Source organism: Pseudomonas sp. GW821-FHT09C09 (assembly GCF_059418105.1).
Genome location: NZ_JBWKPF010000012.1, coordinates 51,296 through 76,186 on the forward strand (window position 1 = coordinate 51,296; position 24,891 = coordinate 76,186).

At 61.7% G+C, this 24,891-nt stretch carries 21 protein-coding genes, 1 tRNA gene and 1 pseudogene; 15 read left to right on the plus strand and 8 right to left on the minus strand.

Going from position 1 to position 24,891, the window contains the following annotated elements:
• Nucleotides 1-195 precede the first annotated feature (195 nt).
• Genes AC07NR_RS28465 through AC07NR_RS28475 form a run of 3 tightly spaced genes read right to left on the minus strand, consistent with a single transcriptional unit; the run spans nucleotide 196 to nucleotide 5,090 of the window.
• The gene (locus AC07NR_RS28465) at nucleotides 196-2,097 is read right to left on the minus strand and encodes an ATP-binding protein (RefSeq protein WP_114884810.1); all 1,902 of its coding nucleotides are present in this window, start codon (nucleotides 2,095-2,097) and stop codon (nucleotides 196-198) included.
• Entirely contained in the window at nucleotides 2,094-3,026 is a 933-nt protein-coding gene (locus tag AC07NR_RS28470; protein WP_495079952.1) for an ABC transporter substrate-binding protein, read from the minus strand. Before AC07NR_RS28470 ends, AC07NR_RS28465 begins: the two co-directional genes overlap by 4 nt.
• Entirely contained in the window at nucleotides 3,027-5,090 is a 2,064-nt protein-coding gene (locus AC07NR_RS28475) for a TonB-dependent receptor plug domain-containing protein (protein ID WP_495079960.1), read from the minus strand. It lies immediately after the preceding gene.
• A 256-nt stretch (nucleotides 5,091-5,346) separates the two neighbouring features.
• On the opposite strand from AC07NR_RS28475, the gene AC07NR_RS28480 reads away from it, so the two are divergent.
• The 9 genes from AC07NR_RS28480 (at nucleotide 5,347) to AC07NR_RS28520 (ending at nucleotide 13,244) form a co-directional block, all read left to right on the plus strand.
• Nucleotides 5,347-6,372 (plus strand): NAD(P)H-dependent glycerol-3-phosphate dehydrogenase, encoded by a 1,026-nt coding sequence (locus AC07NR_RS28480; protein WP_114884804.1) that lies wholly within the window; start codon nucleotides 5,347-5,349, stop codon nucleotides 6,370-6,372.
• 32 nt (nucleotides 6,373-6,404) lie between these two features.
• On the plus strand, nucleotides 6,405-6,752 hold the full coding sequence (locus AC07NR_RS28485) for a DUF4389 domain-containing protein (protein ID WP_323160617.1): 348 nt from the start codon (nucleotides 6,405-6,407) through the stop codon (nucleotides 6,750-6,752).
• Nucleotides 6,749-7,201 (plus strand): phosphohistidine phosphatase SixA, encoded by a 453-nt coding sequence (gene sixA, locus AC07NR_RS28490; RefSeq protein WP_085710970.1) that lies wholly within the window; start codon nucleotides 6,749-6,751, stop codon nucleotides 7,199-7,201. Before AC07NR_RS28485 ends, sixA begins: the two co-directional genes overlap by 4 nt.
• An 82-nt stretch (nucleotides 7,202-7,283) precedes the next feature.
• A complete protein-coding gene (locus tag AC07NR_RS28495) occupies nucleotides 7,284-8,939 on the plus strand; it encodes an AMP-binding protein (RefSeq protein WP_495079953.1) in 1,656 nt (551 codons plus the stop codon).
• Between the two features lie 31 nt (nucleotides 8,940-8,970).
• Nucleotides 8,971-9,414, plus strand: a complete 444-nt coding sequence (locus AC07NR_RS28500; protein WP_007957810.1) for a hotdog fold thioesterase — start codon at nucleotides 8,971-8,973, stop codon at nucleotides 9,412-9,414.
• Nucleotides 9,415-9,530: 116 nt separating this feature from the next.
• Nucleotides 9,531-10,337 carry an alpha/beta fold hydrolase gene (locus AC07NR_RS28505; protein WP_495079954.1) on the plus strand — a complete coding sequence of 269 codons (807 nt, stop codon included), beginning with the start codon at nucleotides 9,531-9,533 and terminating at the stop codon, nucleotides 10,335-10,337.
• Entirely contained in the window at nucleotides 10,334-11,188 is an 855-nt protein-coding gene (locus AC07NR_RS28510) for an alpha/beta hydrolase (RefSeq protein ID WP_495079955.1), read from the plus strand. Before AC07NR_RS28505 ends, AC07NR_RS28510 begins: the two co-directional genes overlap by 4 nt.
• A gap of 127 nt (nucleotides 11,189-11,315) precedes the next feature.
• Nucleotides 11,316-12,122, plus strand: a complete 807-nt coding sequence (locus tag AC07NR_RS28515) for a DUF4892 domain-containing protein (protein ID WP_248740095.1) — start codon at nucleotides 11,316-11,318, stop codon at nucleotides 12,120-12,122.
• Between the two features lie 69 nt (nucleotides 12,123-12,191).
• A complete protein-coding gene (locus AC07NR_RS28520; RefSeq protein WP_119429759.1) occupies nucleotides 12,192-13,244 on the plus strand; it encodes an AI-2E family transporter in 1,053 nt (350 codons plus the stop codon).
• Nucleotides 13,245-13,595: 351 nt separating this feature from the next.
• On the opposite strand, the gene xopAW is transcribed toward AC07NR_RS28520, so the two are convergent.
• From xopAW to AC07NR_RS28535, 3 genes are all read right to left on the minus strand, one after another.
• Nucleotides 13,596-14,450, minus strand: a complete 855-nt coding sequence (gene xopAW / locus AC07NR_RS28525; protein ID WP_495079956.1) for a XopAW family type III secretion system calcium-binding effector — start codon at nucleotides 14,448-14,450, stop codon at nucleotides 13,596-13,598.
• 109 nt (nucleotides 14,451-14,559) lie between these two features.
• Nucleotides 14,560-15,609 carry a sensor histidine kinase gene (locus tag AC07NR_RS28530; RefSeq protein WP_114884788.1) on the minus strand — a complete coding sequence of 350 codons (1,050 nt, stop codon included), beginning with the start codon at nucleotides 15,607-15,609 and terminating at the stop codon, nucleotides 14,560-14,562.
• Nucleotides 15,609-16,358: a response regulator gene (locus AC07NR_RS28535; RefSeq protein WP_085710962.1), complete on the minus strand. Its 750-nt coding sequence runs from the start codon at nucleotides 16,356-16,358 to the stop codon at nucleotides 15,609-15,611. The genes AC07NR_RS28530 and AC07NR_RS28535 overlap by 1 nt, the downstream gene beginning before the upstream one ends.
• 295 nt (nucleotides 16,359-16,653) lie before the next feature.
• Between AC07NR_RS28535 and pyrF the strand changes: the two genes are divergently transcribed.
• Nucleotides 16,654-17,352: an orotidine-5'-phosphate decarboxylase gene (gene pyrF, locus AC07NR_RS28540; protein ID WP_162803507.1), complete on the plus strand. Its 699-nt coding sequence runs from the start codon at nucleotides 16,654-16,656 to the stop codon at nucleotides 17,350-17,352.
• A gap of 52 nt (nucleotides 17,353-17,404) precedes the next feature.
• Here pyrF and AC07NR_RS28545 read toward each other — a convergent pair whose 3' ends face one another.
• Nucleotides 17,405-18,409, minus strand: coding sequence for an NADP-dependent oxidoreductase (locus tag AC07NR_RS28545; protein WP_495079957.1), 1,005 nt, complete (start codon nucleotides 18,407-18,409; stop codon nucleotides 17,405-17,407).
• A gap of 227 nt (nucleotides 18,410-18,636) precedes the next feature.
• Between AC07NR_RS28545 and AC07NR_RS28550 the strand changes: the two genes are divergently transcribed.
• The 4 genes and pseudogenes from AC07NR_RS28550 to AC07NR_RS28565 all read left to right on the plus strand — a co-directional run bounded on the left by AC07NR_RS28550 (nucleotide 18,637) and on the right by AC07NR_RS28565 (nucleotide 23,061).
• On the plus strand, nucleotides 18,637-19,398 hold the full coding sequence (locus AC07NR_RS28550) for an SDR family oxidoreductase (RefSeq protein WP_007917441.1): 762 nt from the start codon (nucleotides 18,637-18,639) through the stop codon (nucleotides 19,396-19,398).
• Nucleotides 19,399-19,590: 192 nt separating this feature from the next.
• Entirely contained in the window at nucleotides 19,591-20,991 is a 1,401-nt protein-coding gene (locus AC07NR_RS28555) for an aminotransferase-like domain-containing protein (protein WP_495079958.1), read from the plus strand.
• A 264-nt stretch (nucleotides 20,992-21,255) separates the two neighbouring features.
• Nucleotides 21,256-22,152 (plus strand): annotated as a pseudogene (locus AC07NR_RS28560) (methyl-accepting chemotaxis protein); the annotation flags it as partial.
• Nucleotides 22,153-22,356: 204 nt separating this feature from the next.
• Nucleotides 22,357-23,061: a methyl-accepting chemotaxis protein gene (locus AC07NR_RS28565; protein ID WP_412546976.1), complete on the plus strand. Its 705-nt coding sequence runs from the start codon at nucleotides 22,357-22,359 to the stop codon at nucleotides 23,059-23,061.
• Nucleotides 23,062-23,671: 610 nt separating this feature from the next.
• On the opposite strand, the gene AC07NR_RS28570 is transcribed toward AC07NR_RS28565, so the two are convergent.
• Nucleotides 23,672-24,430 (minus strand): hypothetical protein, encoded by a 759-nt coding sequence (locus AC07NR_RS28570; RefSeq protein ID WP_065261849.1) that lies wholly within the window; start codon nucleotides 24,428-24,430, stop codon nucleotides 23,672-23,674.
• Nucleotides 24,431-24,817: 387 nt separating this feature from the next.
• On the opposite strand from AC07NR_RS28570, the gene AC07NR_RS28575 reads away from it, so the two are divergent.
• Nucleotides 24,818-24,890 (plus strand) — tRNA-Glu (locus AC07NR_RS28575).
• The last annotated feature ends 1 nt before the right edge of the window (nucleotide 24,891 follow it).

Genomic DNA, 24,891 nt, shown 5'->3' on the forward strand with positions numbered 1-24,891 from the left:
TCGACGCGTTCATGCCTCGAACCGGCAGCCTACTCATAGACTATTGCGTTGTGGTGAAAGTCACAGCACCAAGGACATGAATGTACACTTGTGCACTGAAATTTTTATTCAAGCCCCTTTTGAGGCTCGTTCGGGTGCCTAAGACTGCCGCACTTTCGCTTTTCACGCCAGTCGCAGATGCTCGAAAGGGCCTCTCTACTGCACCCAGCGCTGCAGAATCTGCTGCAGGTCATTGCGTTTGAACGGCTTGGCCAGGTAATCGTTCATGCCCGCCGACAGGCAGTTTTCCCGGTCGCCCTGCAACGCATTGGCCGTCAGGGCGATGATCGGAACATGGCCGCAGCCGGGCAGGCGGCGGATCTGGCGGGTCGCCTCGTAACCGTCGATGATCGGCAAACGGCAGTCCATCAGGATCGCTTCGTAACGACTGCCCCCGGCACTGCGTACAGCCTGCATGCCATCGGTGGCGACGCTGACAGTGAAGCCCAGGCTGCGCAACATGGCCTCGATCACGGTCTGGTTGACCGGGTTGTCCTCCACCAGCAGGACATTGCGGCCTTCGCCGTGAGCATTGCCATCGATTGCGCGCGGCGCTGCCAGCATCGGCAATGCCTGCTTATATAGAGCCAGCGGAATTTCCAGGGTAAACACCGAGCCGCGACCTTCTTCGCTTTGCGCGCGCAAGGTGCCGCCCATGCGTTCGGCCAGGGTGCGGGCGATCGGCAGGCCCAGACCGGTCCCGCCATAACGACGCGAAATAGAGCTGTCAGCCTGCTGGAACGCGTTGAACATCAATTCCAGGCTTTCCGAAGAAATCCCGATGCCGCTGTCGCGCACCGAGCAGGTGAACCACAGCAATTCGTGATCCAGCGACTGCCACTGCGCCTCGATGCTGACGCGCCCCTGTTCGGTGAACTTCAACGCGTTGCCCACCAGATTGACCAGAATCTGCCGGATCCGCGTCGGGTCACCCTGTACCTGCAAACCGCGCAGGTCTTCGGGGATCCGCAGTTGCAACTCCAGGCCACGCTGCGCCGCGCTGTGCTGGAACGATTGCGCGCACGCGCCGATCAGGTCGGCGAGGTTGAACGGGATGTGCTCCAGCTCCAGTTCCGAACGCTCGATGCGCGAGAAATCCAGAATGTCGTTGATCACCTTGAGCAAATGCTCGGTGGACTCGGAAGCCAGCGCCGCGTACTCGATCTGCTCCTCGGTCATCTCGGTGGTTTCCAGCAATTGCAGCATGCCCAGGACACCGTTCATTGGCGTGCGCAGTTCATGGCTCATCATGGCCAGGAAGTCCGACTTGGCGTTGTTGGCCTTTTCCGCCTCTTCACGCGTCTGGATCAGCTGCGCCATGGCCTGGTGCTGTTCGCGGCTGGCCTGTTCCAGCGCCTGGGCCAGATTGTTGATGTGCTGCGAGAGGGCGCCCAACTCGGTGTCATCGACAATCGGCAGCGGGGTCTTGTAGTCACCGTCCTGAATCGCCTTGACCGCATCGCCGATATCGCGGATCGGCTGCGACAGGCTGCCGGCCAGTCGCCGTGCCAGGACAAATGTGAACAGCAGGGCGAACAGCGCCAGGATCCCGGCCTTGAGCAGGATTTCCTGTTGGCGCTGGCTGAACGCATCGTTGGACAGGCCGACGATCACCCGCCCCAGATAATCCTCGCTGGCACCGCCATTGTTGGTCTTGCCGTCCTGAAAGAAATCATTGTGCAAGGCAATCCGTTGCAGCCGCACCGGTGACTGGAACACTTCGACCTGATGCGGGCGCTTATGGGTGTCCGACGGTTGTTCGACATACGCCAGAATCCGGTTGGCGCTGTCCTGGATTTCCAGGAACCGCACATTGGGTGTGGCCAGTGTGGCTTTGAGCAGGCTTTCCAATACCTCGTTGTTGCCGGAAATCACCCCGTACTCGGTAGCGGGCGCTAGCTGGTTGGCGATCAGTTGGCCGGTGTGGTTCAGCTCCTGGCGCAAATCCTGGATGCGCACGAAGGTGAAAAAACTGATCAACAGCAAGGTCAGCAATAGCGCAGGGCCCAGGCTGATCAACTGGGTGCGGGTATTGATGTCCCAACGGCGGAAAATCATGGGCGGCGCTCTCCTTCGGCCAGCTCTGCGGCAACAGACGCTTCATTCATCGGCTCTATCCCTAATGAACGAGCCACCTGCGCATTGCTTGAAACTTTAAAACGCCCGGGGTAGAGCGCTCTCGGCCAGGTGGCCGGAGGGCGGTCGAGCAATTCGTCGAGCACCGTCAGCCAGTCACTCTGGTCGCTGTAAGTACTGGCGAGGCTGCCGGCGCGCACGAACGAGACGTTCGGACCGATCAGCGCCAGTTGTCGCGAATAGCTGCTGAGCAGCAGATTCTTCGCGGTTCTCGGGTTGTACAGGTCAGGGTCGTCGAGGCCCAGCAACACATCACTGTTTTTCAGCACGGTCTGCAAGGGGCGGCTGTCGTGGGTGTTGTCCCAGCGCTGTGGGACGATTTGCAGATTCAGCGGCCGGGCGGCCGATTGCAGTTCCTTGAGCAGGAACTCGCTGTGCTGATCGAACAGCACGCCGACCCGCTGAGCCTGAGGCAGGATCCGCCGGATCAGTTGCAACTGGCGACTCAGCGGCGGATCGCTCCACAGCAGACTCAAGTGGGGTGGTTGCGCGGTGCCGAAGCGTTGCCGGGCCTGCAGGCGGCTGATGCGCAGGACCAGTGTCGCCGGTCCCTGGGGTTCCTGCATACGCCAGTCCAGGCTCGGCAGGTCGAGCAGGATCAGACGCAGGCTGGACGGCAGCTTGCCCGGCGCCGGCAGGCTCGCCAGTGGCTGGAAGTGTACGCGGTCGGTGGGGCGCAGTTCGCTCAGGGCCTGGACGAACGATTGCACACCGGGGCTTTCCTCGGCGCCGGTCAGCAGAATGTCGGCCGCCTGTACCGCCACGCCGTGCAGCCAGGCTGTCAGGAACAGGCACAGTCCGGCCAGCCATTGGGCGGCCGTTGGCATCTTCCGTGACATGGCGTAACGCATCTAGAACTCCAGCTCGGCGCTGAAGTACATCACCCGGCGTTCGTCGTAATTGTTGTCGACGAAGGTGGTCGGCTCATTGTCCAGACGCTGTTGCAGCACGCCGGCCAGTTGCAGTTGGGCCTTGCCCAGCGGGATGCGTTTGGCGATGCGCGTGTCGACCCGCTCAAAGCGATAGCCGTTGAGGGCGTTGTCACCGTAATAGAAGAGGGCGCTGTTCCAGCCTTGGCCCCAATCGCGCAGCCAGCCGGCCGAGCCGCTGTTGCGTGCGGTGAACTGTTGGTCCAGCGGATTGCTTGCTTCGGCGTCGACGTAGGCGTAAGTCAGGCGCAGTCGATCGGCCGCACTCAGGCGCCAGTCCAGCTGGGTTTCGGTGCCGCGAAAGCGTGAATCGTTGGCGTTGCTGGCGATGTACTGATTGTTGCGCAGCGGCTCGCTGATCATCCCGGTGATTTCGTCGTAGAAGAGCTTCACGTCCAGCGCCAGGCCCCATTCCGGGAAAAAGCCGTTGTAGCCGAGTTCCCGCGAGCGCATGTGCTCCTGGTCCAGATCGCCGGGGCCCCGGGTCTTGACGAAGTAGCGGGCCGAAGACTGGCCATAGGCGGACGGGCGCAGGTTGGTCACCTGATAACTCCAGTTGACGTTGTTCTCGAACATGTCCGGCGAACGGATCGCTTCCGAGTACACCGCACGCAGGCTGTGGCGCGGGTTGATCAGGTAATTGACGGCAAACCTGGGCGTCAGCGAACTGCCGATCAACTGAGTGTTTTCAAACATGGCGCCGCCCTGCAACAGCCAGTGCTCGCTGGCGCGCCATTCCAGTTGGCCAAAGGCGCGCCACGTGGTGTCGTCCAGCGTTCCGTTGAAATAGGTCTCGGAATCGGCCCGGTCGTAACGATAGTTCAGGCCGCTGACCAGACGCAGACTGTCGGACAGGCTGAGGGTGTCCTGCAACTCCAGGTCATAGCGCGATTCCCGGGCACTCTGGTCGATGTCGCCGCACAGCGTCCGGCTGGCGCCGTTACGCCATTGATCGAGCACCTGATTGGCCAGGGCCATTTCCGTTGGCGTGCCGGGCGCGGCACCGGGCCCGGTGTAGCGGGTGATGTTGCGCGCCAGTTGCTCGGTGTAATTGGGGTTGAGTTGCCACAGCTCCGTGAGTTGCGGACTGAAGGACACCTCGGCATCACAGGCTCGCCAGGTCTGCTGGCGATCCCAGTGTTGCGCAGAGCCTTGTACATAAAGGCTGTGGTCGGGGTTGATGTCCAGGTTCCAGCGCACCGAGCCGGCGTAATCCTTGGCGATCACGTCGGAATTGTTCCCGGCAGCGGTAATCCCCGAGAACACCGGGCGATAGGTGTAAGGCCGCTGGTTGGTTCCGTCCTTGGCATTGAGCTGCCAGTCCAGGCTCTGGTTGTCGCTGAGGGTCTGGCTCACGGCAAGGCTGAAGCGGTTCAAGCGGCGGCTGTCGCGGTAATCGGCGCCGGTGCGGTCGCTGTCGAAGCCGTCATCTTCCTGGCCCGAGAGCGACAGACGCAGGTCGCCGCCGTTCCAGCCCGTTCCCTGGCTGGCATAGAAGTCGTTGATGCCCCGTTGGCCACGGGTGATTTTCAGCCGTGTGCCGTGGCTGTCGGCCGGGTTGCGGGTGATGATGTTGACCACTGCCATCAGCGCGTTGGCGCCATAGCTGACGGTGTTCGGGCCGCGAAAGACTTCGATGCGTTCGATGTCTTCCATGGCCACCGGGATGTCGCTCCAGTCCACCGTGGCCAGGCCGGCGCGGTACACCGAGCGGCCGTCGATCAACACTTGCATGCGCCGCGCTTCGGTGGCGTTGGTGCCGTGATAGTTCACCACCGCCTGATTGCCGCTGATGTTGCCGACCATCATGCCGGGCACCAGGCGCAGCAGTTCGCTGATGTCCCGGGCACCGCTGGCGTTGATCAGTTCGCTGTCGATCACGGTCATGCTGCCGGGGACTTCCGCCGGCGACTGTTTCAGGCGCGTGGCCGTGAGGATCTGGGGCAAGGCCTCGCTGTCGAGAAACAGGTCGTCCGCCAGCAACATCGGGCTGAACAGCAGCGCCAGCAGCAGGGACGAACGCGGGGAGGGAGTGCCAGAAAACACGACGCAGCCTTGATAGCAAAGAATTGGCGCGCATGTTAACCGAGGACAGTGACTTTTCCAGTCACGTTGCGGGCATTTTCCTCGGTTTTATTGGTCTTCTTCCTACAAGTGCGGGTAATTGACGCCGGGGCTGTCCGAGAAGGGGCCGCTCCGTATAATGCCCGCATCGCCACTGGTATGGATTAACGGATTACATATGACTGAACAGCGCCCGATTGCGGTCCTGGGAGGCGGAAGTTTCGGTACCGCCGTGGCCAATCTGTTGGCCGAGAACGGCCATCAAGTCCGGCAGTGGATGCGTGACCCCGAGCAGGCCGAGGCCATCCGGGTCAATCGCGAGAACCCGCGTTATCTCAAGGGCATCAAGATTCTGCCGGGCGTGACGGCCGTCACCGACCTGCAGGAAACCCTCGATGCCTGCGAGTTGTGCTTTGTTGCGTTGCCATCGAGCGCACTGCGCACAGTATTGGCGGCGCATGCCGAGCGCCTGAGCGGCAAGATGCTGGTCAGCCTGACCAAGGGCATCGAAGCCCACACCTTCAAACTGATGAGCCAGATCCTCGAAGAAATCGCTCCGCAGGCGCGCATCGGCGTGCTGTCCGGGCCGAACCTGGCTCGGGAAATCGCCGAACACGCGCTGACGGCCACGGTGGTCGCCAGCGAAGACGAAGAACTGTGCAAAGAAGTGCAGGCCGCGCTGCATGGCCGCACTTTCCGTGTCTACGCCAGTGCCGACCGCTTCGGCGTGGAGCTGGGCGGGGCACTGAAAAACGTCTACGCGATCATTGCCGGCATGGCGGTGGCGCTGGAGATGGGCGAGAACACCAAAAGCATGCTGATCACCCGTGCCCTGGCCGAGATGACCCGGTTTGCGGTGAATCAGGGCGCCAACCCGATGACCTTCCTCGGTCTGGCCGGGGTGGGCGACCTGATCGTCACCTGCTCGTCGCCGAAAAGCCGCAACTATCAGGTCGGTTTCGCTCTCGGTCAGGGCTTGAGCCTCGATGAAGCGGTGTCGCGCCTTGGTGAAGTGGCCGAAGGGGTCAACACCCTGAAAGTGCTCAAGGCCAAGGCCCAGGAAGTCGGCGTGTACATGCCGCTGGTCGCCGGGCTCCACGCGATCCTGTTCGAAGGGCGCACGCTGGAACAGGTGATCGGCCTGTTGATGCGCGCCGAGCCCAAGACCGACGTCGACTTCATTTCCACCAGCGGTTTCAACTGATTGCCTTTTATTTCAGGGCAGGGGAGCTAGACATGAACGATCCGAAAACCGAAGCCAAGTACGAATCCATCCTGCTGCGGGTGTTGTGGATGATCGTCTACATCCTGGTCTGGCAGGTGGCGCAGTTCATCCTCGGCGCGGTGGTGCTGGTGCAACTGATCTATCGTTTGATCTATGGCGCCCCGAGCGCCGGTCTGATGAATTTCGGCGACAGCCTGAGCCAGTTCCTGGCCCAGATCGGCCGGTTCGGCAGCTTCCACAGCGACCAGAAACCCTGGCCGTTCGCCGACTGGCCGGCGCCGCGTACCCCGGAAGGTGAAGCGCCACACGTCGTCGCGCCGGCACCGCATCCGGCCCGGGATGAGGAACCCAAGCTATGAAACTCTGGGTATTGCGTCACGGCGAGGCCGAGCCCTATGGCTCGCGCCCCGATTCGGAGCGGGAACTGACCGCTCATGGCCGCAAGGAAGTGCTCAGCAGCGCCGCCCGATTGATGGGCCAGCCACTGACGGCGATCTACGCCAGCCCGTACTTGCGTGCGCAGCAGACTGCGCAGCTGGTGCGCGAGGCGCTGGGTTTCGAGCCGGAGATCCGCACGGTCGAATGGCTGACCCCGGAAGTCGATCCGGACCGCGTCGCCGAGCAACTGGTGTCGGTAAGCAATGTGCTGCTGGTCAGCCACAATCCGCTGGTCGGGCATCTGCTCAGTTACCTGCAACACGGCGCCGGTTATCCGCCGGAAAAGGTCAGCACCGCCGGGCTGGCCGAGCTTGAGCACAGTGAGTTGCTGATCGGTTCGATGACGCTCAACAGCCTCAAACATCCGTGAAATTTTTTGTATGAAATAGTCAACCAAGCACTTGCTTGGTTGACTACGCTTGCTCCATCCCAAAAAGAAAGGAGCGAGTCGCATGTCTGCTGCTTTTCGATTGCCGCTGGACGTGTTCTACGAACGCGAGGCTCGGCACCCGCGCCAGCGCTTCCTGGTGCAGCCCATTGGCGGCGGGCAGGTCGAGACGCTGACCTGGGCCGACGTCGGCCATCAGGCCCGCTGCGCCGCACACTGGCTGCGCTCCCGGGAGTTGCCCCAGGGCAGCCACATCGCGCTGATCTCGAAAAACTGCGCCCACTGGATCATCGCCGACCTGGCGATCTGGATGGCCGGGCATGTTTCCGTGCCGCTCTATCCCAACCTCACTGCCGACTCGGTCAATCAGGTCCTCAGCCATTCCGAAAGCGTACTGGCCTTCGTCGGCAAACTGGATGACTGGCCGGGGATGTCGGTCGGGGTGCCAGCGGATCTGCCAACCATCAGCCTGCCGCTGCATCCGCCGGGCGAGTTCGATTTCAACTGGGGCGACCTGCAACGTTATTCACCGATTCAGGACGACCCGCGACCCGTCGCCGAGCAACTGGCGACCATCATCTACACCTCCGGCACCACCGGTCTGCCCAAAGGCGTGATGCACAGTTTTGCCAACCTCGGGTTCGCAACGACTCGCGGCACGCAATTGTTCGGCCTCAATGAAAACGACCGGCTGCTGTCCTATCTGCCGCTGTGCCATGTAGCTGAACGGATGTTCGTCGAACTGGCGTCGATCTATACCGGGCAAACCGTTTTCTTTGCCGAGAGTCTCGATACGTTTCTTGACGATCTGAGACGGGCGCGGCCGACGGCGATGTTTGGCGTGCCGAGGATCTGGACCAAATTCCAGATGGGCGTCTACAGCAAGATCCCGGCGAAACGCCTGGATTTCCTCCTCGGTCTGCCCTTTATCGGTAAACGGATCGGCCACAAGGTGCTGGCCGGCTTGGGGCTAGACGCCTTGCGCGTGGCGTTGTCCGGAGCGGCGCCGGTGCCGCTGACCTTGTTGCGCTGGTATCAGAAGCTCGGGCTCGACGTGCTGGAGGTCTACGGCATGACCGAGAGTTGCGGCTATTCGCATATCTGCCTGCCGGGGCAATACAAGGAAGGCTGGATCGGCCGGCCATGTCCTGATGTCGAGGTGCGCATCGACGAGTCTGGCGAAGTGCAGGTGCGCAGCCAGGCCAACATGCTGGGCTATTTCAAGGAACCGCAGAAAACCGCCGAGACCCTGACCGCCGACGGCTTCCTGCGCACCGGCGACAAGGGTGAACAGGATGCCGAAGGTCGTTTGCGCCTGACCGGGCGGCTCAAGGAAATCTTCAAGACCAGCAAAGGCAAGTACGTTGCTCCGGCGCCGATTGAAAACCGTCTCGCCGTGCATACAAGGATCGAGCAGGTCTGCGTGGTCGGCGATGGTCTGAGCGCTCCTTTGGGGCTGTGTGTGATCTCGGCTGCCGGGCATGAAGACGCACGACCGCAATTGCATTCGAGCCTGGAAAAACTGCTGGAGGAGGTCAACGCCGTGCTCGACAAGCACGAACGCCTGCGCCGCCTGGTGGTGGTCAAGGACAGTTGGGCGGTGGAAAACGGCTTCCTCACGCCGACCCTGAAGATCAAGCGCAACGTCATCGAAGACACCTACGGCGCGCGCTTCGAAGAATGGAGCGAGCGCAGCGAGGCGGTGCTGTGGCAGGATTGAGTGACGATCAAAACAACAAAGGAAGCCTGCGATGACCTTGTGGCGCACCACTCCCAACATCGAGCAGTTGAACGCAATCCAAAAAAACACCATCGGCGAAGTGCTGGACATCCGCTTCGAGTCCTTCGACGAGGAATCGCTGACGGCCAGCATGGTCATCGACCATCGCACCCATCAGCCTTACGGCCTGCTGCATGGCGGCGCCTCGGTGGTGCTGGCCGAGACCGTCGGCTCCATGGCCAGTTACCTGTGCATCGACGCCAGCAAGTTCTATTGCGTGGGCCTGGAAATCAACGCCAACCATTTGCGCGGCCTGCGCAGCGGACGGGTGACGGCAGTGGCCAAGCCGATTCATATCGGTCGCACGACCCATGTCTGGGACATCCGCCTGACCAGCGATGAAGGCAAGGCCAGTTGTGTGTCGCGCCTGACCATGGCCGTGGTGCCGCTGGGCGAGCAACCGCCGGCACGCTGACCGATCCGTCATAGCCTTGACCGGACTGTCATCATTCCTGGCAGTTACGGTCATTGCTGTGGAACGCGGTCTTACGGACAATCAACGCCACGTTTACCGCCCATGGATTTGCCCGTATGTCGCAACCGATCTTCTTCGCCCACGCCAACGGTTTCCCTTCCGGCACCTACGGCAAGCTGTTCTCGGCGCTGGCGCCCGAGTTCCGGGTGACGCATCTGGAGCAGCATGCCCACGATCCGCGTTTCCCGGCGGGTGACAACTGGTACCACCTGGTCGACGAGCTGATTCACCACCTGCAACAACAGGACGAGCCGGTGTGGGGCGTTGGCCATTCCTTCGGCGGAATGCTGCACCTGCACGCCGCACTGCGTTGCCCTGAGCTGTATCGCGGGGTGGTGATGCTCGATTCGCCGGTGCTGACCCGCACCGATCGCTGGGTGATCCGCGCAGCGAAGCGTTTTGGCTTCATCGATAAACTCACTCCGGCCGGTCGCACATTGGGACGACGCGAAGAATTCGCCGACCTCGACAGTGCCCGCAGCTACTTTGCCGGCAAGACTCTGTTCCGTGGCTTCGATCCCGAGTGTTTCGACGCCTACCTGCAACACGGTTTGCACAAGGTCGGCGACAAGTTGCGCCTGCGCTTCGATCCGGCCACCGAGATCATTATTTATCGCGGTGTGCCGCACACCAGCCCAGGGCGAACCCGACAGCTTCAGGTGCCACTGGCGGTGGTACGCGGACACAAGAGTCGCGTGGTGATGAATCATCACGCCCGGCACGTCGGGCGCCTGCCTCAGGGCGAGTCGCTGACCGTGCCCGGCGGTCACATGTTTCCCCTTGAGCGTCCGCAGGACACCGCGCAGTTGCTGAAAAACCTGTTCAGTCGCTGGGAAAACCGCCAGCACAAGGATTGCGCATGAGCCCGTCGGTCGAAGAAGTGCGCCTGAGCCTGCCGCATATCGAGCTGGCGGCGCATATTTTCGGCCCGGAAGACGGGTTGCCGGTGATTGCCCTGCATGGCTGGCTGGATAACGCCAACAGCTTCGCTCGCCTGGCGCCGAAGCTCAAAGGCTTGCGCATTGTGGCACTGGACATGGCCGGTCATGGCCATTCGGGACATCGTCCGGTCGGCGCGGGTTACGCCTTGTGGGACTACGCCCATGACGTGCTGCAAGTCGCCGAACAGCTGGGCTGGCAGCGCTTCGGCCTGCTCGGGCATTCGCTGGGGGCGATTGTTTCGCTGGTGCTGGCGGGGTCGTTGCCGGAGCGCATCACCCATCTGGCATTGATCGACGGGGTGATTCCTCCTACGGATAAAGGCGAAAACGCCGCCGAACGCTTGGGCATGGCGCTGCAGGCACAGCTTGATTTGCGGGAAAAACGCAAACCGGTCTACGCCACCCTCGACCGGGCTATCGAAGTGCGCATGAAAGGCCTGGTGGCGGTCAGTCGTGAAGCCGCCGAACTGCTGGCGCAACGTGGCCTGATGCCGGTGCCCGGCGGTTACACCTGGCGCACCGACAACCGTCTGACCCTGCCATCGCCGCTGCGTCTGACTCAGGAACAGGCGATGGCCTTCATCCAGCGCATTGCCTGTCCGACGCAATTGGTGGTGGCAGCCGATGGCATGCTGGCCAAACACCCCGAGCTGCTGGAGCGTCTACCCTTTAGCCGGGAACAGCTGCCGGGCGGGCACCATCTGCACCTGAACGACGAGTCGGGTGCGGTTCTTGTCGCAGACTGTTTCAATCGGTTCTTCGCCATTCCTTGACTTGCCCCGGGCAACTGTCGAGGCTGGGCGGGTTGAAATGGGAGACAACCACAATGGATTTCTACACCGCTGCGAACCCGAATAGCCAGAAAGGCGCCCCGGCCATGCCGATCCGATGAGCCTGTCCATGCGATCTTTCAGTCTGCTGGCGCTGTGCTGTTTCAGTCCCGTGTTGCTCGCTGCCGACCTGCCGGGCAGTCAGGATCTGCCGATCGTGCCGCGTCTGGCCGATGCGCAGATCGTCGACTATCGCCCGGCCGCGACGCTGGAGCGGATCTACCCGATGGGCTCGATCCGCAAGATCAGCGGCCAGCTGCGTTTCGACGGCCAGGTCGGCGCCCGTGGGCAGACCACCTCGGTCACCTACGAACTGCCGCCCGAACATTCCGCCAACGAAGCCTTCACCGTCGCCCGCGAGGCCCTGCAAAAACAGGACGCCGAATTGTTGTTCTGGTGTCAGGCCAGGGATTGTGGCGAAAGCAGCCTGTGGGCCAACGAAGTGTTCGGCAATGCCAAGCTGTACGGTGCCGACGAGCAACAGGCCTATCTGCTGCTGAGACTGGCGGCACCTCGTGACAACACGCTGGTGGCGCTCTACAGCATCACTCGCGGCAATCGCAAAGCCTATCTGCATGTCGAGCAGTTCGAGGCCTCCACGCCGTTGGGGGAGTTGCTGCCGACGTCCGCGACCCTGTTGCGCCAGTTGAAAGACACCGGCGAGCTGAAATTGCCGAAGCTGGCTGGCGATCCGGACGACACCTGGCTGCGTCTGCTGTCCCGTGGCCTGAACCTCGACACGACGTTGCGGGTGACGGTTTCCGGGCCCAAGGCCGAAGTCTGGCGTCAGGCGTTGATCACGCAGGGTGTGCGCGCGGCGCGCATGGAGACCGGCAATGTCGAAGGTGCCGGCCTGCGCATCGATCTGTTGCGATAAGGTGTCTGCGGCGGACACGCCCGGCGTGTTCGCCTACTCTTTGCCTGACTGACTTTTTCGAGATTTCACATGCCCAATAATGATCGTCTGCTGGTGCAGATCCTGTTGCTGGTGTTGTTCGGCGCCAGTTTCTGGGTGATGGCGCCGTTCTGGTCGGCGCTGTTCTGGGGCGCGGTGCTGGCGTTCGCCAGCTGGCCGTTGATGCGCCTGCTGACGCGCTGGCTCGGCGGCCGCGAATCTCTGGCGGCAAGTATCCTGACCCTGGGCTGGATGCTGCTGGTGGCGGCACCGCTGGTCTGGCTGGGGTTCAACCTGGCCGATCACGTGCGCGATGCCACGGTGTTCATCAAGGATGTGCAGGTCGACGGTCTGCCGGAAGCACCGGCCTGGCTCGGCACGATTCCGCTGGTGGGGGAGCGGCTGGTCGGTTTCTGGAACAGTGTCGATCAGCAGGGCGCGGCGTTGATGGTGTCGCTCAAGCCTTATCTGGGGCAGGTGGGCAACTGGCTGCTGGCGCGCAGTGCGCAGATCGGCGGCGGGATTCTCGAGCTGACCCTGAGTATTGTCTTCGTATTTTTTTTCTATCGTGACGGGCCGCGGCTGGCGGCGTTCGTGCATAGCCTGCTGGAGCGCTTGATCGGCGACCGTGCCGGGTATTACATCGAACTGGTGGCCGGTACGGTGCAGCGGGTGGTGAACGGGGTGATCGGTACGGCGGCGGCGCAGGCGATCCTGGCGCTGATCGGGTTCCTGATTGCCGGGGTGCCGGGGGCACTGGTGCTGGGGATCGTGACGTTCCTGCTCAGTCTGATTCCGATGGGGCCACCGCTGGTGTGGATTCCGGCCACGGCGTGGCTGGCCTGGAAGGGCGAGTACGGGATGGCGGTGTTTCTCGGGATCTGGGGGACGTTCATCATCAGTGGCGTGGACAACGTGCTCAAGCCGTATCTGATCAGCCGTGGCGGGAATCTGCCGCTGGTGATTGTGTTGCTCGGGGTGTTTGGCGGGTTGATTGCGTTCGGGTTTATCGGGTTGTTTATCGGGCCTACGCTGTTGGCGGTGGCTTATAGTTTGTTGACGGATTGGAGCAAGAGTCAGGGGCGGGTTGAGGATCGGCGTTGACGGTTAGCCTTGGCGGCCTTCGGGCCGGCCAGGCTCCGGGTCTACTGTGTACATATCCGTTTCTTCGGTAACGGCGGCTTATGGTTTCGCCCTTACGGCGACTCACTTTTTTACAAGCGCCTAAAAAAGTAAGCAAAAAACGCTCGCCCCGGCGTTCGGCCCTCGCAGGCTCGGGTTCCTTCGCTCCGGTGTCCCTCCGGGGGCATCGACTTCGTCGATGAGTTCGGCTTCGCCGCACGGCACTACGTGCCAATCCCCGGATGAACACCTCCACTCAGCCTTCCGAAGGGGCGGGTGGATCAAGATCAAAAGCGTTGTCGAGCTAACGCTCATCCTGTTTTTGTATGTACCTCAAGTCGCCACATTCAAATACTTGCCCACCGACGCCGCACTATCGAGCGAATACTGCTTGCTCAGATTGGCAATCATCCGGTTCAACGCTTCGGTCGTGGTTTGAGTGGTACTGGCGGTCTGTTCATCGCTCGGACGCTGGCGTCCCGCCTGTAACGCGGCTTTCAACTCATCACTGCTCACGCCACCACTGCTGTCGCTATCCAGCACTTTGAGCAGCGCCGCGCTGGTGTCGCTGTTGGAGGACGAGGTGCTGTCGCTGGCCTGCAATGCGCTGCTCAACTCGGTCGCCGTCACATTGCCGTCGCCGTCTGCATCGAGCTGGCTGAACAGTTCGTCACTGGAAACCCGGGGTGGTGGCGGTGGCGGGGTGAGGCTGGCGGTGAGTTCGTCCTGGCTGACGACGCCGTCCTTGTTCTTGTCCAGGGCCGAGAAGATTTTGCTGCTGTCGGCGGTGCTGCCGGCGCTGGTCAGGCCGCTGCTCAGTTCGTCGCTGCTGATGGCGCCGTCGCCGTCGGTGTCGAGGGCTTTGATCAGGGCGTCGGCCAGGTCGGTGTTGGGGGCCTGGTTGTGGTCGGGTGGTGGCGGTGGGGCCATGGCGGCCAATTCTTCGGCGCTGAGGCTGCCGCTGCTGTCGCTGTCCAGTTCGCCGAATTGTTTGCTCAGGTTGACCAGCAAACCGTCACTGGATTTTTGCGACAGGGCGCTGTTCAGTTCGTCCTGATCCACCGCGCCGTCGCCGTTGCTGTCGAGTTTTGCGAACAGTTCCTTTTGCAGTTGCTGGCTGCGGGCGTTTTGTGTGGAAGTGCTGCTGGTGCTGGTATAGCTCGTGTAGTTGCTGACGCTACCGATCATGGGCTCACTCCTTGTAATGGAAAACCGGTTCATGAACCGGCGCTTGCAGACTCAAGGCGTGAGGTGTCGCAGGTATGTGGGTTTTGTACCGGACGGTACACAGTCGGGCTTACAGTCGTGGCAGGCGAATCACGGCAGTGAGGCCGCCGCCAGGCGTCTCTTCGAGGTTCAACTGACCGCCCTGGCGTTGCGCGGCTTCCCGGGCGATGGTCATGCCCAGGCCGACGCCGCCGGAGTTGCGGTTGCGCGAGCCTTCCAGACGGAAAAACGGCTCGAACACGGCTTCGCGTTTGTCCGCGGCGATGCCCGGGCCGTGGTCGATCACGCGGATCAGCAGGTGTTCGCGCTGATCCTGCAGTTCGATGTGTGCTTGCCCGGCGTAGCGCAAGGCGTTGTCCATCAGGTTGTTGATGCACGAGCGCAGGGCCATTGGCTGAACCGCCAGGGGCGCGCAATGGCCGCTGACCTGCACGTCGGCGCCCTGATCCTGGGCGTTCTCGCACAGGGATTCGACCAGCGCCTGCACGTCCATCATCTGCAGTGCTTCGCTGGTGCGTTGTTCGTGCAGGTAGGTGAGGGTGGCGTCGAGCATGCCGATCATGTCGTTCAGGTCCTGACGCATCTGGCCTTGCAGCTTGTCGTCGTCGATCTGTTCCAGACGCAGTTTCAGCCGCGACAGTGGCGTGCGCAGGTCATGGGACACGGCACCGAGCATGCGTGCGCGCTGCTGAACCTGTTCGCGAATCCGCTGCTGCATCAGGTTGAAGGTATGGGCCGCCTGCCGGGCCTCTCGCGGGCCGGACTCTTCCAGCGGCGGGCTGTCGAGGTTTTCGCTGAGGCGCTCGGCGGCGTCGCTCAGGCGCTGGATCGGCCGGCTCAGCAGTTTGGCGCCGTACCACGCAGCGATCATCAACGAAATGAACTGAAAGGTCAGCGGCACCAGCGGCCCGCCGAACCAGGGGCGCGGCGGTCGATGGGCGAAGCGCGGATCCGGTGGCGGACGTTGTCCTTCGACGCCCTGGGAAAATTCCGGCGGCGGAGGGGGCGGAGGCGGGCCGTAATGGTGGAACCAGGCGAAAGCCAGCAGGTGCGCCAGGACGATCGCCACGAACAGCACGCCAAACAGGCGACTGAACAGCGTGTCGAAGCGCCCCCGCATCAGCCGATGTCCCGTGCGTCGAACAGGTAACCCTCACCGCGTACGGTCTTGATCAGCTGGGGGGCTTTCGGGTCATCGCCGAGTTTTTGCCGCAAACGCGAGACCAGCAGGTCGATGCTGCGGTCGAAGGCTTCAATCGAGCGGCCACGGGCGGCGTCCAGCAGTTGTTCGCGGCTGAGCACCCGGCGCGGCCGTTCGATGAACACCCAGAGCAGGCGGAATTCGGCATTGGACAGCGGTACCACCAGGCCATCATCGGCGATCAATTGGCGCAGGACGCTGTTCAGGCGCCAGTTGTCGAAGCGAATGTTCGCACGCTGTTCGGTGCGGTCGTCGCGCACCCGGCGCAGAATCGTCTGGATCCGCGCCACCAGCTCCCGAGGCTCGAACGGTTTGGCCATGTAGTCATCGGCACCCAGTTCCAGGCCGATGATTCGGTCGGTGGGTTCGCAACGGGCGGTGAGCATCAGGATCGGGATGTCGGATTCGGCACGCAGCCATCGGCACAGCGACAGACCGTCTTCGCCGGGCAGCATCAGGTCGAGCACCACCACGTCGAAATGCTCGGCCTGCATCGCCTGGCGCATGGCTGCGCCGTCGGTGACACCGCTGGCGTGGATGTTGAAACGGGCCAGGTAGTCGATCATCAGTTCGCGGATCGGCACATCGTCGTCGACGATCAGGGCGCGGATGCTCCAGCGCTTGTCGTCTTTCTGCTCTTCATTCACGGAGACTTGGGAGTTGTGCATGAGGCTGTTCATCTGCCAGTAAGCCGCCAACCACAAAGATAGGCTGCGAGGTTGTGGTTTCAGCATAGGCGTCCGGCCGTGAGGCGGGAAGGGCTGCTGTAAGGACATGTTGCGGCTGGCGAGGCTAGCGCGGACGCATGTTGTCGGCGTGTCGGTTGTGTATCGGCTTCGACACAATACCCTGCAAGGCTATGCTGATCACGTCCGGCGCGACGATTTACCGATCATCGGGTGCCGCGCCGCCGCCGGTTCCGCTACAATGCGCGCCGATTTCGACTTGCCTGAGAGCCCATCCATGTCCGCCTGCCAGACTCCTATCATCGTCGCCCTGGATTTCCCCACCCGTGACGCCGCACTGAAGCTGGCCGACCAGTTGGACCCGAAACTGTGCCGGGTCAAAGTGGGCAAGGAACTGTTCACCAGCTGTGCCTCGGAAATCGTCGGCACCCTGCGCGACAAGGGTTTTGAAGTGTTCCTCGACCTGAAATTTCACGACATCCCAAACACCACGGCGATGGCGGTCAAGGCCGCTGCCGAGATGGGCGTGTGGATGGTCAACGTTCACTGCTCCGGTGGTCTGCGCATGATGGCGGCCTGCCGTGAAGAGCTGGACAAGCGCAGCGGCCCGCAGCCGTTGCTGATTGGCGTGACCGTGTTGACCAGCATGGAGCGTGAGGATCTGGCGGGTATCGGTCTGGACATCGAGCCGCAGGAGCAGGTGCTGCGCCTGGCAGCGCTGGCCGAGAAGGCCGGGATGGACGGTCTGGTGTGCTCGGCGCTGGAAGCCACGGCGTTGAAAACCGCGCATCCGTCGCTGCAGTTGGTGACGCCGGGCATTCGTCCGGCCGGCAGTGCCCAGGACGATCAGCGTCGCATCCTGACCCCGCGTCAGGCGCTGGATGCCGGTTCCGATTATCTGGTGATCGGCCGTCCGATCAGCCAGGCGGCGGATCCGGCCAAGGCCCTGGCTGCGGTGGTTGCCGAACTGGCCTGACGGAACAGCTGAAGATGCAAAGAAGGGAGCCTGATGGCTCCCTTTTTTGTTTTCAAACCTTCAACACCAGTTTGCCGAAGTTCTCGCCGCTGAACAGTTTGCCCAGAGTCTCCGGGAATGTTTCCAGACCTTCGACGATGTCTTCCTTGCTCTTGAGCTGACCCTTGGCCATCCAGCCGGCCATTTCCTGGGCGGCACTGGCGTACTGCGCGGCGTAATCCATCACCACGAAACCTTCCATCCGCGCGCGGTTGACCAGCAGCGACAGATAATTGGCCGGGCCTTTGACCGCCTCTTTATTGTTGTACTGGCTGATGGCGCCGCAGATCACCACGCGGGCCTTGAAGTTCAGACGGCTCAGCACGGCGTCGAGGATATCGCCGCCGACGTTGTCGAAATACACGTCCACGCCTTTCGGGCATTCGCGTTTAAGACCGGCCAACACGTCTTCGCTCTTGTAGTCGATGGCGCCGTCGAAGCCCAGTTCATCGATCAGGAACTTGCACTTGTCGGCACCGCCGGCAATACCGACCACCCGGCAACCTTTGATCTTGGCAATCTGCCCGGCGATGCTGCCCACCGCGCCCGCTGCGCCGGACAACACCACGGTGTCGCCGGCCTTCGGCGCGCCGACATCGAGCAGGGCGAAGTAGGCGGTCATGCCGGTCATGCCCAATGCGGACAGATAAACCGGCAGCGGTGCCAGTTTCGGATCGACCTTGTAGAAACCTTTTGGCTCGCCGAGGAAGTAATCCTGCACGCCAATGGCACCGTTGACGTAGTCGCCGACGGCAAACCCCGGATTGTTTGATGCGACGACTTTGCCTACGCCCAACGCGCGCATGACTTCGCCCAGACCCACCGGCGGGATGTAGGACTTGCCCTCGTTCATCCAGCCGCGCATGGCCGGGTCGAGAGACAGGTATTCGTTCTTGACCAGAATCTGCCCCGTCGCCGGCTCACCGACCGGTACTTCCTGATAGGTGAAGGTCTCGCGGGTGGCGGCGCCCACCGGGCGTTTGGCGAGCAGGAACTGGCGATTGGTCTGGTTGGTCATGACAGGCACTCGAATTGAATGAAGCCTTGTTGATAGACCTTCATGGACAATGCCGCAAGGTTGGCTCACGGGGCGAATGCAGGCTGATCCAGTACGGTGATAGTCCCCGGCGGGGTTTCATCACCGCGATTCATGCAAGCCTAACCGGCCTTTTGATAGTGCTGACGTCACTCAGGCCCCTGTGGCTATGCTGCCTTCATCAATCCCCCGCATTCGAGGACATAACAATGAGCATGACGTTTTCCGGTCAGGTCGCCGTCGTCACAGGCGCCGCCAACGGTATCGGTCGCGCGACCGCCCAGGCATTCGCCGCCGAAGGTCTGAAAGTGGTGGTCGCCGATCTGGATGCCGCCGGGGGCGAGGGCACCGTGGCGCTGATTCGTACAGCCGGCGGTGAAGCGACTTTCGTGCGTTGCAACGTTACCGTCGAAAGCGAAGTGAAAAATCTGATGGACGAGGTGATCAATACCTACGGCCGTCTCGACTACGCCTTCAACAATGCCGGCATCGAAATCGAGAAAGGCAAGCTGGCCGAAGGTTCGATGGACGAGTTCGACGCGATCATGGGCGTCAACGTCAAAGGCGTCTGGCTGTGCATGAAGTACCAGTTGCCGTTGTTGTTGGCGCAGGGAGGCGGGGCGATCGTCAACACCGCGTCGGTGGCCGGGCTGGGCGCCGCGCCGAAGATGAGCATCTACGCCGCCTCCAAGCACGCGGTGATCGGTCTGACCAAGTCGGCCGCCATCGAGTACGCCAAGAAAAAAATCCGCGTCAACGCCGTTTGCCCGGCGGTGATCGACACCGACATGTTCCGGCGCGCCTATGAGGCCGACCCGAAGAAAGGCGAATTCGCCAACGCCATGCACCCGGTGGGCCGCATCGGCAAGGTCGAGGAAATTGCCAGCGCCGTGCTGTACCTGTGCAGCGATGGTGCAGCGTTCACTACCGGCCATTCGCTGGCTGTGGATGGAGGCGTGACCGCGTTCTGAAAAGGCATCTGTTGATGCAGGAAAAGACCCGCCCGACAGCGGGTTTTTTCGTCTGTGTCCGGTTCCATGTCATTGATAAACAATGTGTTTCAAATAGTTAGAACGGTGGCTTTTGACGTCTTTGTCGCACAGCCTGACCGGCGCGGCTGTGATTTACTGCCGCGAGCAAAACGGACAGGAGTTTGGGTACTCATGGAATTGAGAATTGACCGACAGGCAATGGTGCCGGTCGTACAGCAGATTGTGGATGGATTGATCGAGTGGATCGTGCAGGAACAGGTGCCACCTGCCACACGCCTGCCATCCATTCGACAGATTGCGCGATTGAATCTGCTCAGCCAGTCGTACGTCATGGAGGCTTGCGAGCGTCTGGTGGCGCAGGGCGTTCTTGCCTCGCGGCAAGGGGCGGGGTTCATGGTCGCAAGCACATTGCCGGCGTGTTGCAAGTCTTTCGACAGTCCGGCTTTCGAGGGCGAGCGCCATGGCTGTGATACGGATCCGCAAAGGCGCGGCGGGTTGAAACTGGGCGACGGGGTTTTGCCCGAAAGCTGGCGAGAGTCCGATGATCTCGCCTATGCGATCCGTCAGGTGGCCCGCACCGACATGGCCAGCCTGTTCAACTACAACACGCCCCTCGGGCTCCCCGTGCTGCGCGAACAGATTGTCAAACGGCTGGGAATGCTCGATATCACCGCCGATGAGGACGCTGTGCTGACAACGGCCGGCGCCAGCCACGGGCTCGATCTGATCGTGCGCACGCTGTTCCGGGCGGGGGATTGTGTGGTGGTGGAAACGCCGGGTTATGCGCCGCTGTTCGATCTCTTGCGGCTGCACGGCGTGCGCATGCTGGAGGTTCGCCGCACGCCTGGCGGGCCGGACCTTGAGGCGCTTGAGGCGTTGTTGCAGCAGTTCCGGCCGGCGGCGCTGTTCATCAACAGTCACCACCACAACCCCACTGGGAGCTGTCTGGCGCCGGCCGTGGCGCGGCGCATCCTGCAATTGAGCAAAACCTACGACCTGCGGCTGATCGAAGACGACGTCTACGCTGATCTGCATAACGGCAGCGGCACGCGGCTCGCGGCGCTGGATGAAGACGGACGGGTGATTTACGTCGGCAGTTTTTCCAAGACGCTGAGCAGCTCGTTGCGGGCAGGCTTCGTGTCGGCCAGCCAAGAGGTGATCGAGCAACTGGCGCGGATCAAGATGATCAGTTGCATGGGCACTTCAAGGTTCAGCGAGGCCGTTCTGGCGGCGCTGCTGGCCAGCGGTGCGTATCGCAAACTGGTGCAGCGTCAGCGCCAGCGGCTCAATATCGATCGCGCGGCGGCCCTGCAGGCGCTGGAGGATGCCGATTGGGAGGTGTTCGGCAAACCCACCGGCGGGCTGTTCATCTGGGCCCGTTCGCCGCTGGCGAATGATGAACACCTGCGCAGGCAGGCCTTGCGTCATGGTGTGCAATTGTCATGCGCGTCTTCTTACAGTCCCAGTGGCGAAGCCAGTGACTGGCAGCGGATCAATGTGGCCTATGCTTGCGATCCGAGGGCGCGGCAGTTCTTTCGCAGTACGGCCGTGGATCGACCTCAAGTGTTCTGAAAACGACGCAGGTCTAGCTTTTTGCCATTATTCCGACGCCAGAGTCTTGTGCTGGTTCATGGCCGTTGCGACTCTTCGGCAACAGACTTTGGCAGGGGACTACGCGCAATGATTTCGGCCGTGCAAGGACGTTTTGCCAACCTCGGTATGGCGAAAAAACTGGGTATCGGGTTTGTGCTGGTATTGCTGTTGACTGCCTTGGTGGCGGCCATCGGCGTCTGGTCCCTGCAAACCATCAGTCAGCGCTTCGACGGGCTCAAACAGATGTCCTCGCTCAACAGCGGCCTGCTGAAAGTGCGTCTGCTGGAGCAGGATTATGCCCTGCACGGCAATCCGAAAATCGCCGATGCCTTGCACGAGGGTGTGGATGGCCTGATCACCATGGCTGATCAGCTCAAGGCCCAATCGCCGGGCAATGAGTCGGTCATGAGCGACGTCCAGCAGTCGCTGGGCGCTTATCGCAAGGCGTTCGATGAGTTCGTGTCGCTGACCCAGGCCAAGGATCTGGCGCTGGAAATGGCCAGTTGGTCGGTGTCCAGTGTCGCCAACAATCTCGACGTCCTGCAGGCCGGGCTTGCCGATGACGGCGCCTACACGCTGAAAGACAGCGAGGGCAAGGACGGAGCGCAGTTCATCGAGCAGGCCAGTCAGGTCAGCCAGGTTTCGCGCCTGATGCTGCAAGCCATGAACGAAGCGCGGGTGCGTCTGGATCAGAGTCGCAAGGGCGACGACAGCGCCAAGGGCAACATCGAACAGGCCGCCCAGGCCCAGGCACAAGCCGAACAACTGAAGTCCACGGTCAAGGACGAAGGTTATCTGACGGTGCTCAACGAGGTGTCAGGGCACATCGCCGGTTTCAACGACAAGCTCGCCGAGTACACCGGGCTTCTGGCTCAGGAAAAAACCGTCTACGAGCAACTGCATCAGCGTGCCGCTGAGGTGGTGGAGCGGGTCGATCAGGCCTATGTCGCCCAGGACGTCGCGATGCAGGGTGAGTTGAAGAAGAACTCGGTGCTGATCATCGGCTCGTCGGCACTGGCATTGCTAGTCGGGCTGATTGCGGCCTGGGTGATCACCCGGTTGATCGTCGCGCCGTTGCGCAGCGTGATGCTTGTCGCTCAGCGGATCGCCGCCGGTGACTTGAGTGCAACGGTGGAAGTGACTCGTCGAGACGAGATCGGCCAGTTGATGCAGTCCATGCAGCAGATGGGCGCGGGCCTCAGCAGCATCGTCAGCGGGTTGCAGGCGGGTATCGAACAGTTGGCCAGTTCCGCGCAATCGCTGTCGGCGGTGACTGAACAGACCAACCTGGAAGTCAGCAGCCAGAAAGAGGAAACCGAGCAGGTTGCCACGGCCATGAACCAGATGACCGCCACCGTCCATGATGTGGCGCGCAATGCCGAAGAAGCCGCACTTGCGGCGCAGACTGCCGACGACAAGGTCGAGAGCGGTCAGCAGGTGGTGCGCCAGAGCATGGCGCGGATCGAGCAACTGGCGGATTCGGCGACGTCGGCCAGTTCGAGCATCGAAAGCCTGAGCGCAGAAATCCAGAACATCGGCACGGTGCTCGAAGTCATCAAAAGCGTCGCCGAGCAGACCAATCTGCTGGCGCTCAACGCCGCGATCGAAGCGGCGCGGGCGGGCGAGCAGGGCAGGGGCTTTGCGGTGGTTGCCGACGAGGTGCGGGCGCTGGCCCGGCGTACGCAGCAGTCGACCGAAGAGATCGAGCGGCTGGTCAGTGCCTTGCGCTCGGCGGCGCATTCGTCAGTGCAGCAGATTCAGAGCAGTGGCGAGCTGGTGAAACTGGCGGTCAGTGATGCACTGCAGACCGAAAGTGCGCTGGGGAGTATTGCGGCGGCGGTTTCGTTGATTCAGCAGATGAATCAGCAGATTGCGGCGGCGGCCGAGGAACAGAGTTCGGTGGCCGAGGAGATCAATCGCAGTGTGACCAGTATTCGGGCGAGTGCGGATCAGTCGTCGATTGCGATGCGCGGGAATGCGGCTTCGAGTGTTGAGCTGGCGCAGTTGGGGAGTGAGTTGCGGGGGATGGTGGGGCACTTCAGGCTTTGATTTGGGGTTGACCTTGGCGGCCTTTGGGCCGACCAGGTTTTGGGGTGGTTTGGGTGAATATCCGTTGCTTCGGGTGTTACCGCTGGCGGTTCCGCTCTTACAGCGGCTCACTTTTCCAAACGCCGAAAAGTAAGCAAAAGGCTTGGCCCCTGCGTTCGGCGCCTCGCTGTGGCTCGGCGTTCCTTCGTTCCGGGATTCATCCGGGGGCATCGCCTACGGTTTGCTTCGCTGCACCTCCTCTCGATGTGTTTGGCTTCGCCAAACGGCGCTGCGCGCCTACCCCCGGATAAATCCCTCCACTCAGCCTTCCGATGGGGCCGGTACGTCAAAAGCGGTACTCGAGCTAACGCTCATCGTGTTGAGTGGTGAAAGCCAAAGCCAAAGCCAAAGCCAAAGCCAAAGCCAAAGCCAAAGCCAAAGCCGGAGTGGATTTGCATATGTTTTAAAACCAGAGTTCACCTCGGTCTTTCACGTCGGCGTACCTCCCCCAATCACCTCGGTCAGTCCCCTCTCCCTCCGGGAGAGGTTAGGGTGAGGGCGCTTTTGATTTTGATCTTTCCAGCAGCCAATAAAAAAGCCACCTCTCGGTGGCTTCTCTCAACATCTGCACTCAGTCGTAAATCACTTTCTTCTTCCAGTCCGCATCCGCCTCGACATCCTTGAGGCCGGCAGTCAGCTGGTTTTCTTCGCCTTCGACCGGGGCGATCTTGTCCATGACCTGGGCGTTGGCGCGGGCCAGGAGTTTTTCCAGGTATTGGAGTTGTTCGGCGTAGATCTGCGGGTCCTGTTGTTTGCGCAGGTATTGCACGCCGCGTTCGAAGGCGAGGCGGGCCTGGCCTGGCTGGTTTTGTTGCAGGGCGTGCTGGCCGAGGTTGTTGAAGAACTCGATGTGCAGCAGCACCAGGATATGGCGCACTTCGCGGATCCAGTGCTTGGCTTCGTTCGGTGGCAGGAAACCGTCCTGGGCGGCGCGGGTGATCTGGCCGTGGAGGGCTTCGAGGAGGAAGCGGACGTCTTTGGCCTTGGCTTCGGTCTGGATCGGCGCCGGCGGGTTGTTGACCGGGATCGATTCGCCCTGGGCGACGAGGGCGCTCAGTTCGGTGATGCGGGCCTTGGTGGTGGCGCTGGTTTTTTCCAGGTTCAGCAGGCGCTGGCAGACGTTCAGTTCCAGGCGCGTCATCAACAGCTTGAGGGCCGGGGTCATGAACTGGCCGGGGAAGGTTTCGGTCAGTTCGCCACAACGGCGCAGGCGGTCGTTGAGTTCGACCTTGGTGCGGGCCTTCTCCAGTTTGGTGTTTTCCACCACATGGTTCATGTAGCCAATGGCGATCAAGATTGCGATCCCGGCTATGACTAGCAGGGTGATCATGAGTGGTGTCACCGGTAAGACCTCTTTATAGGGTTCGCGTGCGAGTGTAGTAGCTCGGCATATGTGAGCCTAGCGCCGCTCGACGGGTTGGATCAGCGAAGCTTCATCTGTATCGGCCGCAAGCCTGCTTATATAAATGCTGGCCCTTGGGGTACAGATTGCCATCACCTGTGCCGTGGACTATAACGCCTTGGCGAGTGGCGGAATATAGGCGTCAATCGTCGGGCGACGGAAAAGTCCGAATCGGCTCGTAAAGCAGGGCGAAGTCATTGATTTAAATAAATTTATATCAGGGGGTTGACGACCTTCCAATCCATCCATAGAATGCGCGCCACTTGCAGCGTAAAGCACACAGCGAAACGCGGCAGGGAGTGAATGTTGTAGTGTGTCCCCTTCGTCTAGTGGCCTAGGACACCGCCCTTTCACGGCGGTAACAGGGGTTCGAGTCCCCTAGGGGACGC

Bases quoted from the DNA above. Each gene is read 5' to 3' on its own strand.
- AC07NR_RS28470 (WP_495079952.1), bottom strand. From the start codon at position 3,026: ATGCGTTACGCCATGTCACGGAAGATGCCAACGGCCGCCCAATGGCTG.
- AC07NR_RS28570 (WP_065261849.1), bottom strand. From the start codon at position 24,430: ATGATCACCCTGCTAGTCATAGCCGGGATCGCAATCTTGATCGCCATT.
- AC07NR_RS28480 (WP_114884804.1), top strand. From the start codon at position 5,347: ATGACTGAACAGCGCCCGATTGCGGTCCTGGGAGGCGGAAGTTTCGGT.
- AC07NR_RS28530 (WP_114884788.1), bottom strand. From the start codon at position 15,609: ATGCGGGGGCGCTTCGACACGCTGTTCAGTCGCCTGTTTGGCGTGCTG.
- pyrF (WP_162803507.1), top strand. From the start codon at position 16,654: ATGTCCGCCTGCCAGACTCCTATCATCGTCGCCCTGGATTTCCCCACC.
- AC07NR_RS28500 (WP_007957810.1), top strand. From the start codon at position 8,971: ATGACCTTGTGGCGCACCACTCCCAACATCGAGCAGTTGAACGCAATC.
- AC07NR_RS28475 (WP_495079960.1), bottom strand. From the start codon at position 5,090: ATGTTGCTGGCGGACGACCTGTTTCTCGACAGCGAGGCCTTGCCCCAG.
- AC07NR_RS28520 (WP_119429759.1), top strand. From the start codon at position 12,192: ATGCCCAATAATGATCGTCTGCTGGTGCAGATCCTGTTGCTGGTGTTG.
- AC07NR_RS28545 (WP_495079957.1), bottom strand. From the start codon at position 18,409: ATGACCAACCAGACCAATCGCCAGTTCCTGCTCGCCAAACGCCCGGTG.
- AC07NR_RS28565 (WP_412546976.1), top strand. From the start codon at position 22,357: ATGACCGCCACCGTCCATGATGTGGCGCGCAATGCCGAAGAAGCCGCA.
- AC07NR_RS28505 (WP_495079954.1), top strand. From the start codon at position 9,531: ATGTCGCAACCGATCTTCTTCGCCCACGCCAACGGTTTCCCTTCCGGC.
- AC07NR_RS28535 (WP_085710962.1), bottom strand. From the start codon at position 16,358: ATGCACAACTCCCAAGTCTCCGTGAATGAAGAGCAGAAAGACGACAAG.
- AC07NR_RS28465 (WP_114884810.1), bottom strand. From the start codon at position 2,097: ATGATTTTCCGCCGTTGGGACATCAATACCCGCACCCAGTTGATCAGC.
- AC07NR_RS28510 (WP_495079955.1), top strand. From the start codon at position 10,334: ATGAGCCCGTCGGTCGAAGAAGTGCGCCTGAGCCTGCCGCATATCGAG.
- xopAW (WP_495079956.1), bottom strand. From the start codon at position 14,450: ATGATCGGTAGCGTCAGCAACTACACGAGCTATACCAGCACCAGCAGC.
- AC07NR_RS28495 (WP_495079953.1), top strand. From the start codon at position 7,284: ATGTCTGCTGCTTTTCGATTGCCGCTGGACGTGTTCTACGAACGCGAG.
- AC07NR_RS28515 (WP_248740095.1), top strand. From the start codon at position 11,316: ATGCGATCTTTCAGTCTGCTGGCGCTGTGCTGTTTCAGTCCCGTGTTG.
- AC07NR_RS28550 (WP_007917441.1), top strand. From the start codon at position 18,637: ATGAGCATGACGTTTTCCGGTCAGGTCGCCGTCGTCACAGGCGCCGCC.
- sixA (WP_085710970.1), top strand. From the start codon at position 6,749: ATGAAACTCTGGGTATTGCGTCACGGCGAGGCCGAGCCCTATGGCTCG.
- AC07NR_RS28485 (WP_323160617.1), top strand. From the start codon at position 6,405: ATGAACGATCCGAAAACCGAAGCCAAGTACGAATCCATCCTGCTGCGG.
- AC07NR_RS28555 (WP_495079958.1), top strand. From the start codon at position 19,591: ATGGAATTGAGAATTGACCGACAGGCAATGGTGCCGGTCGTACAGCAG.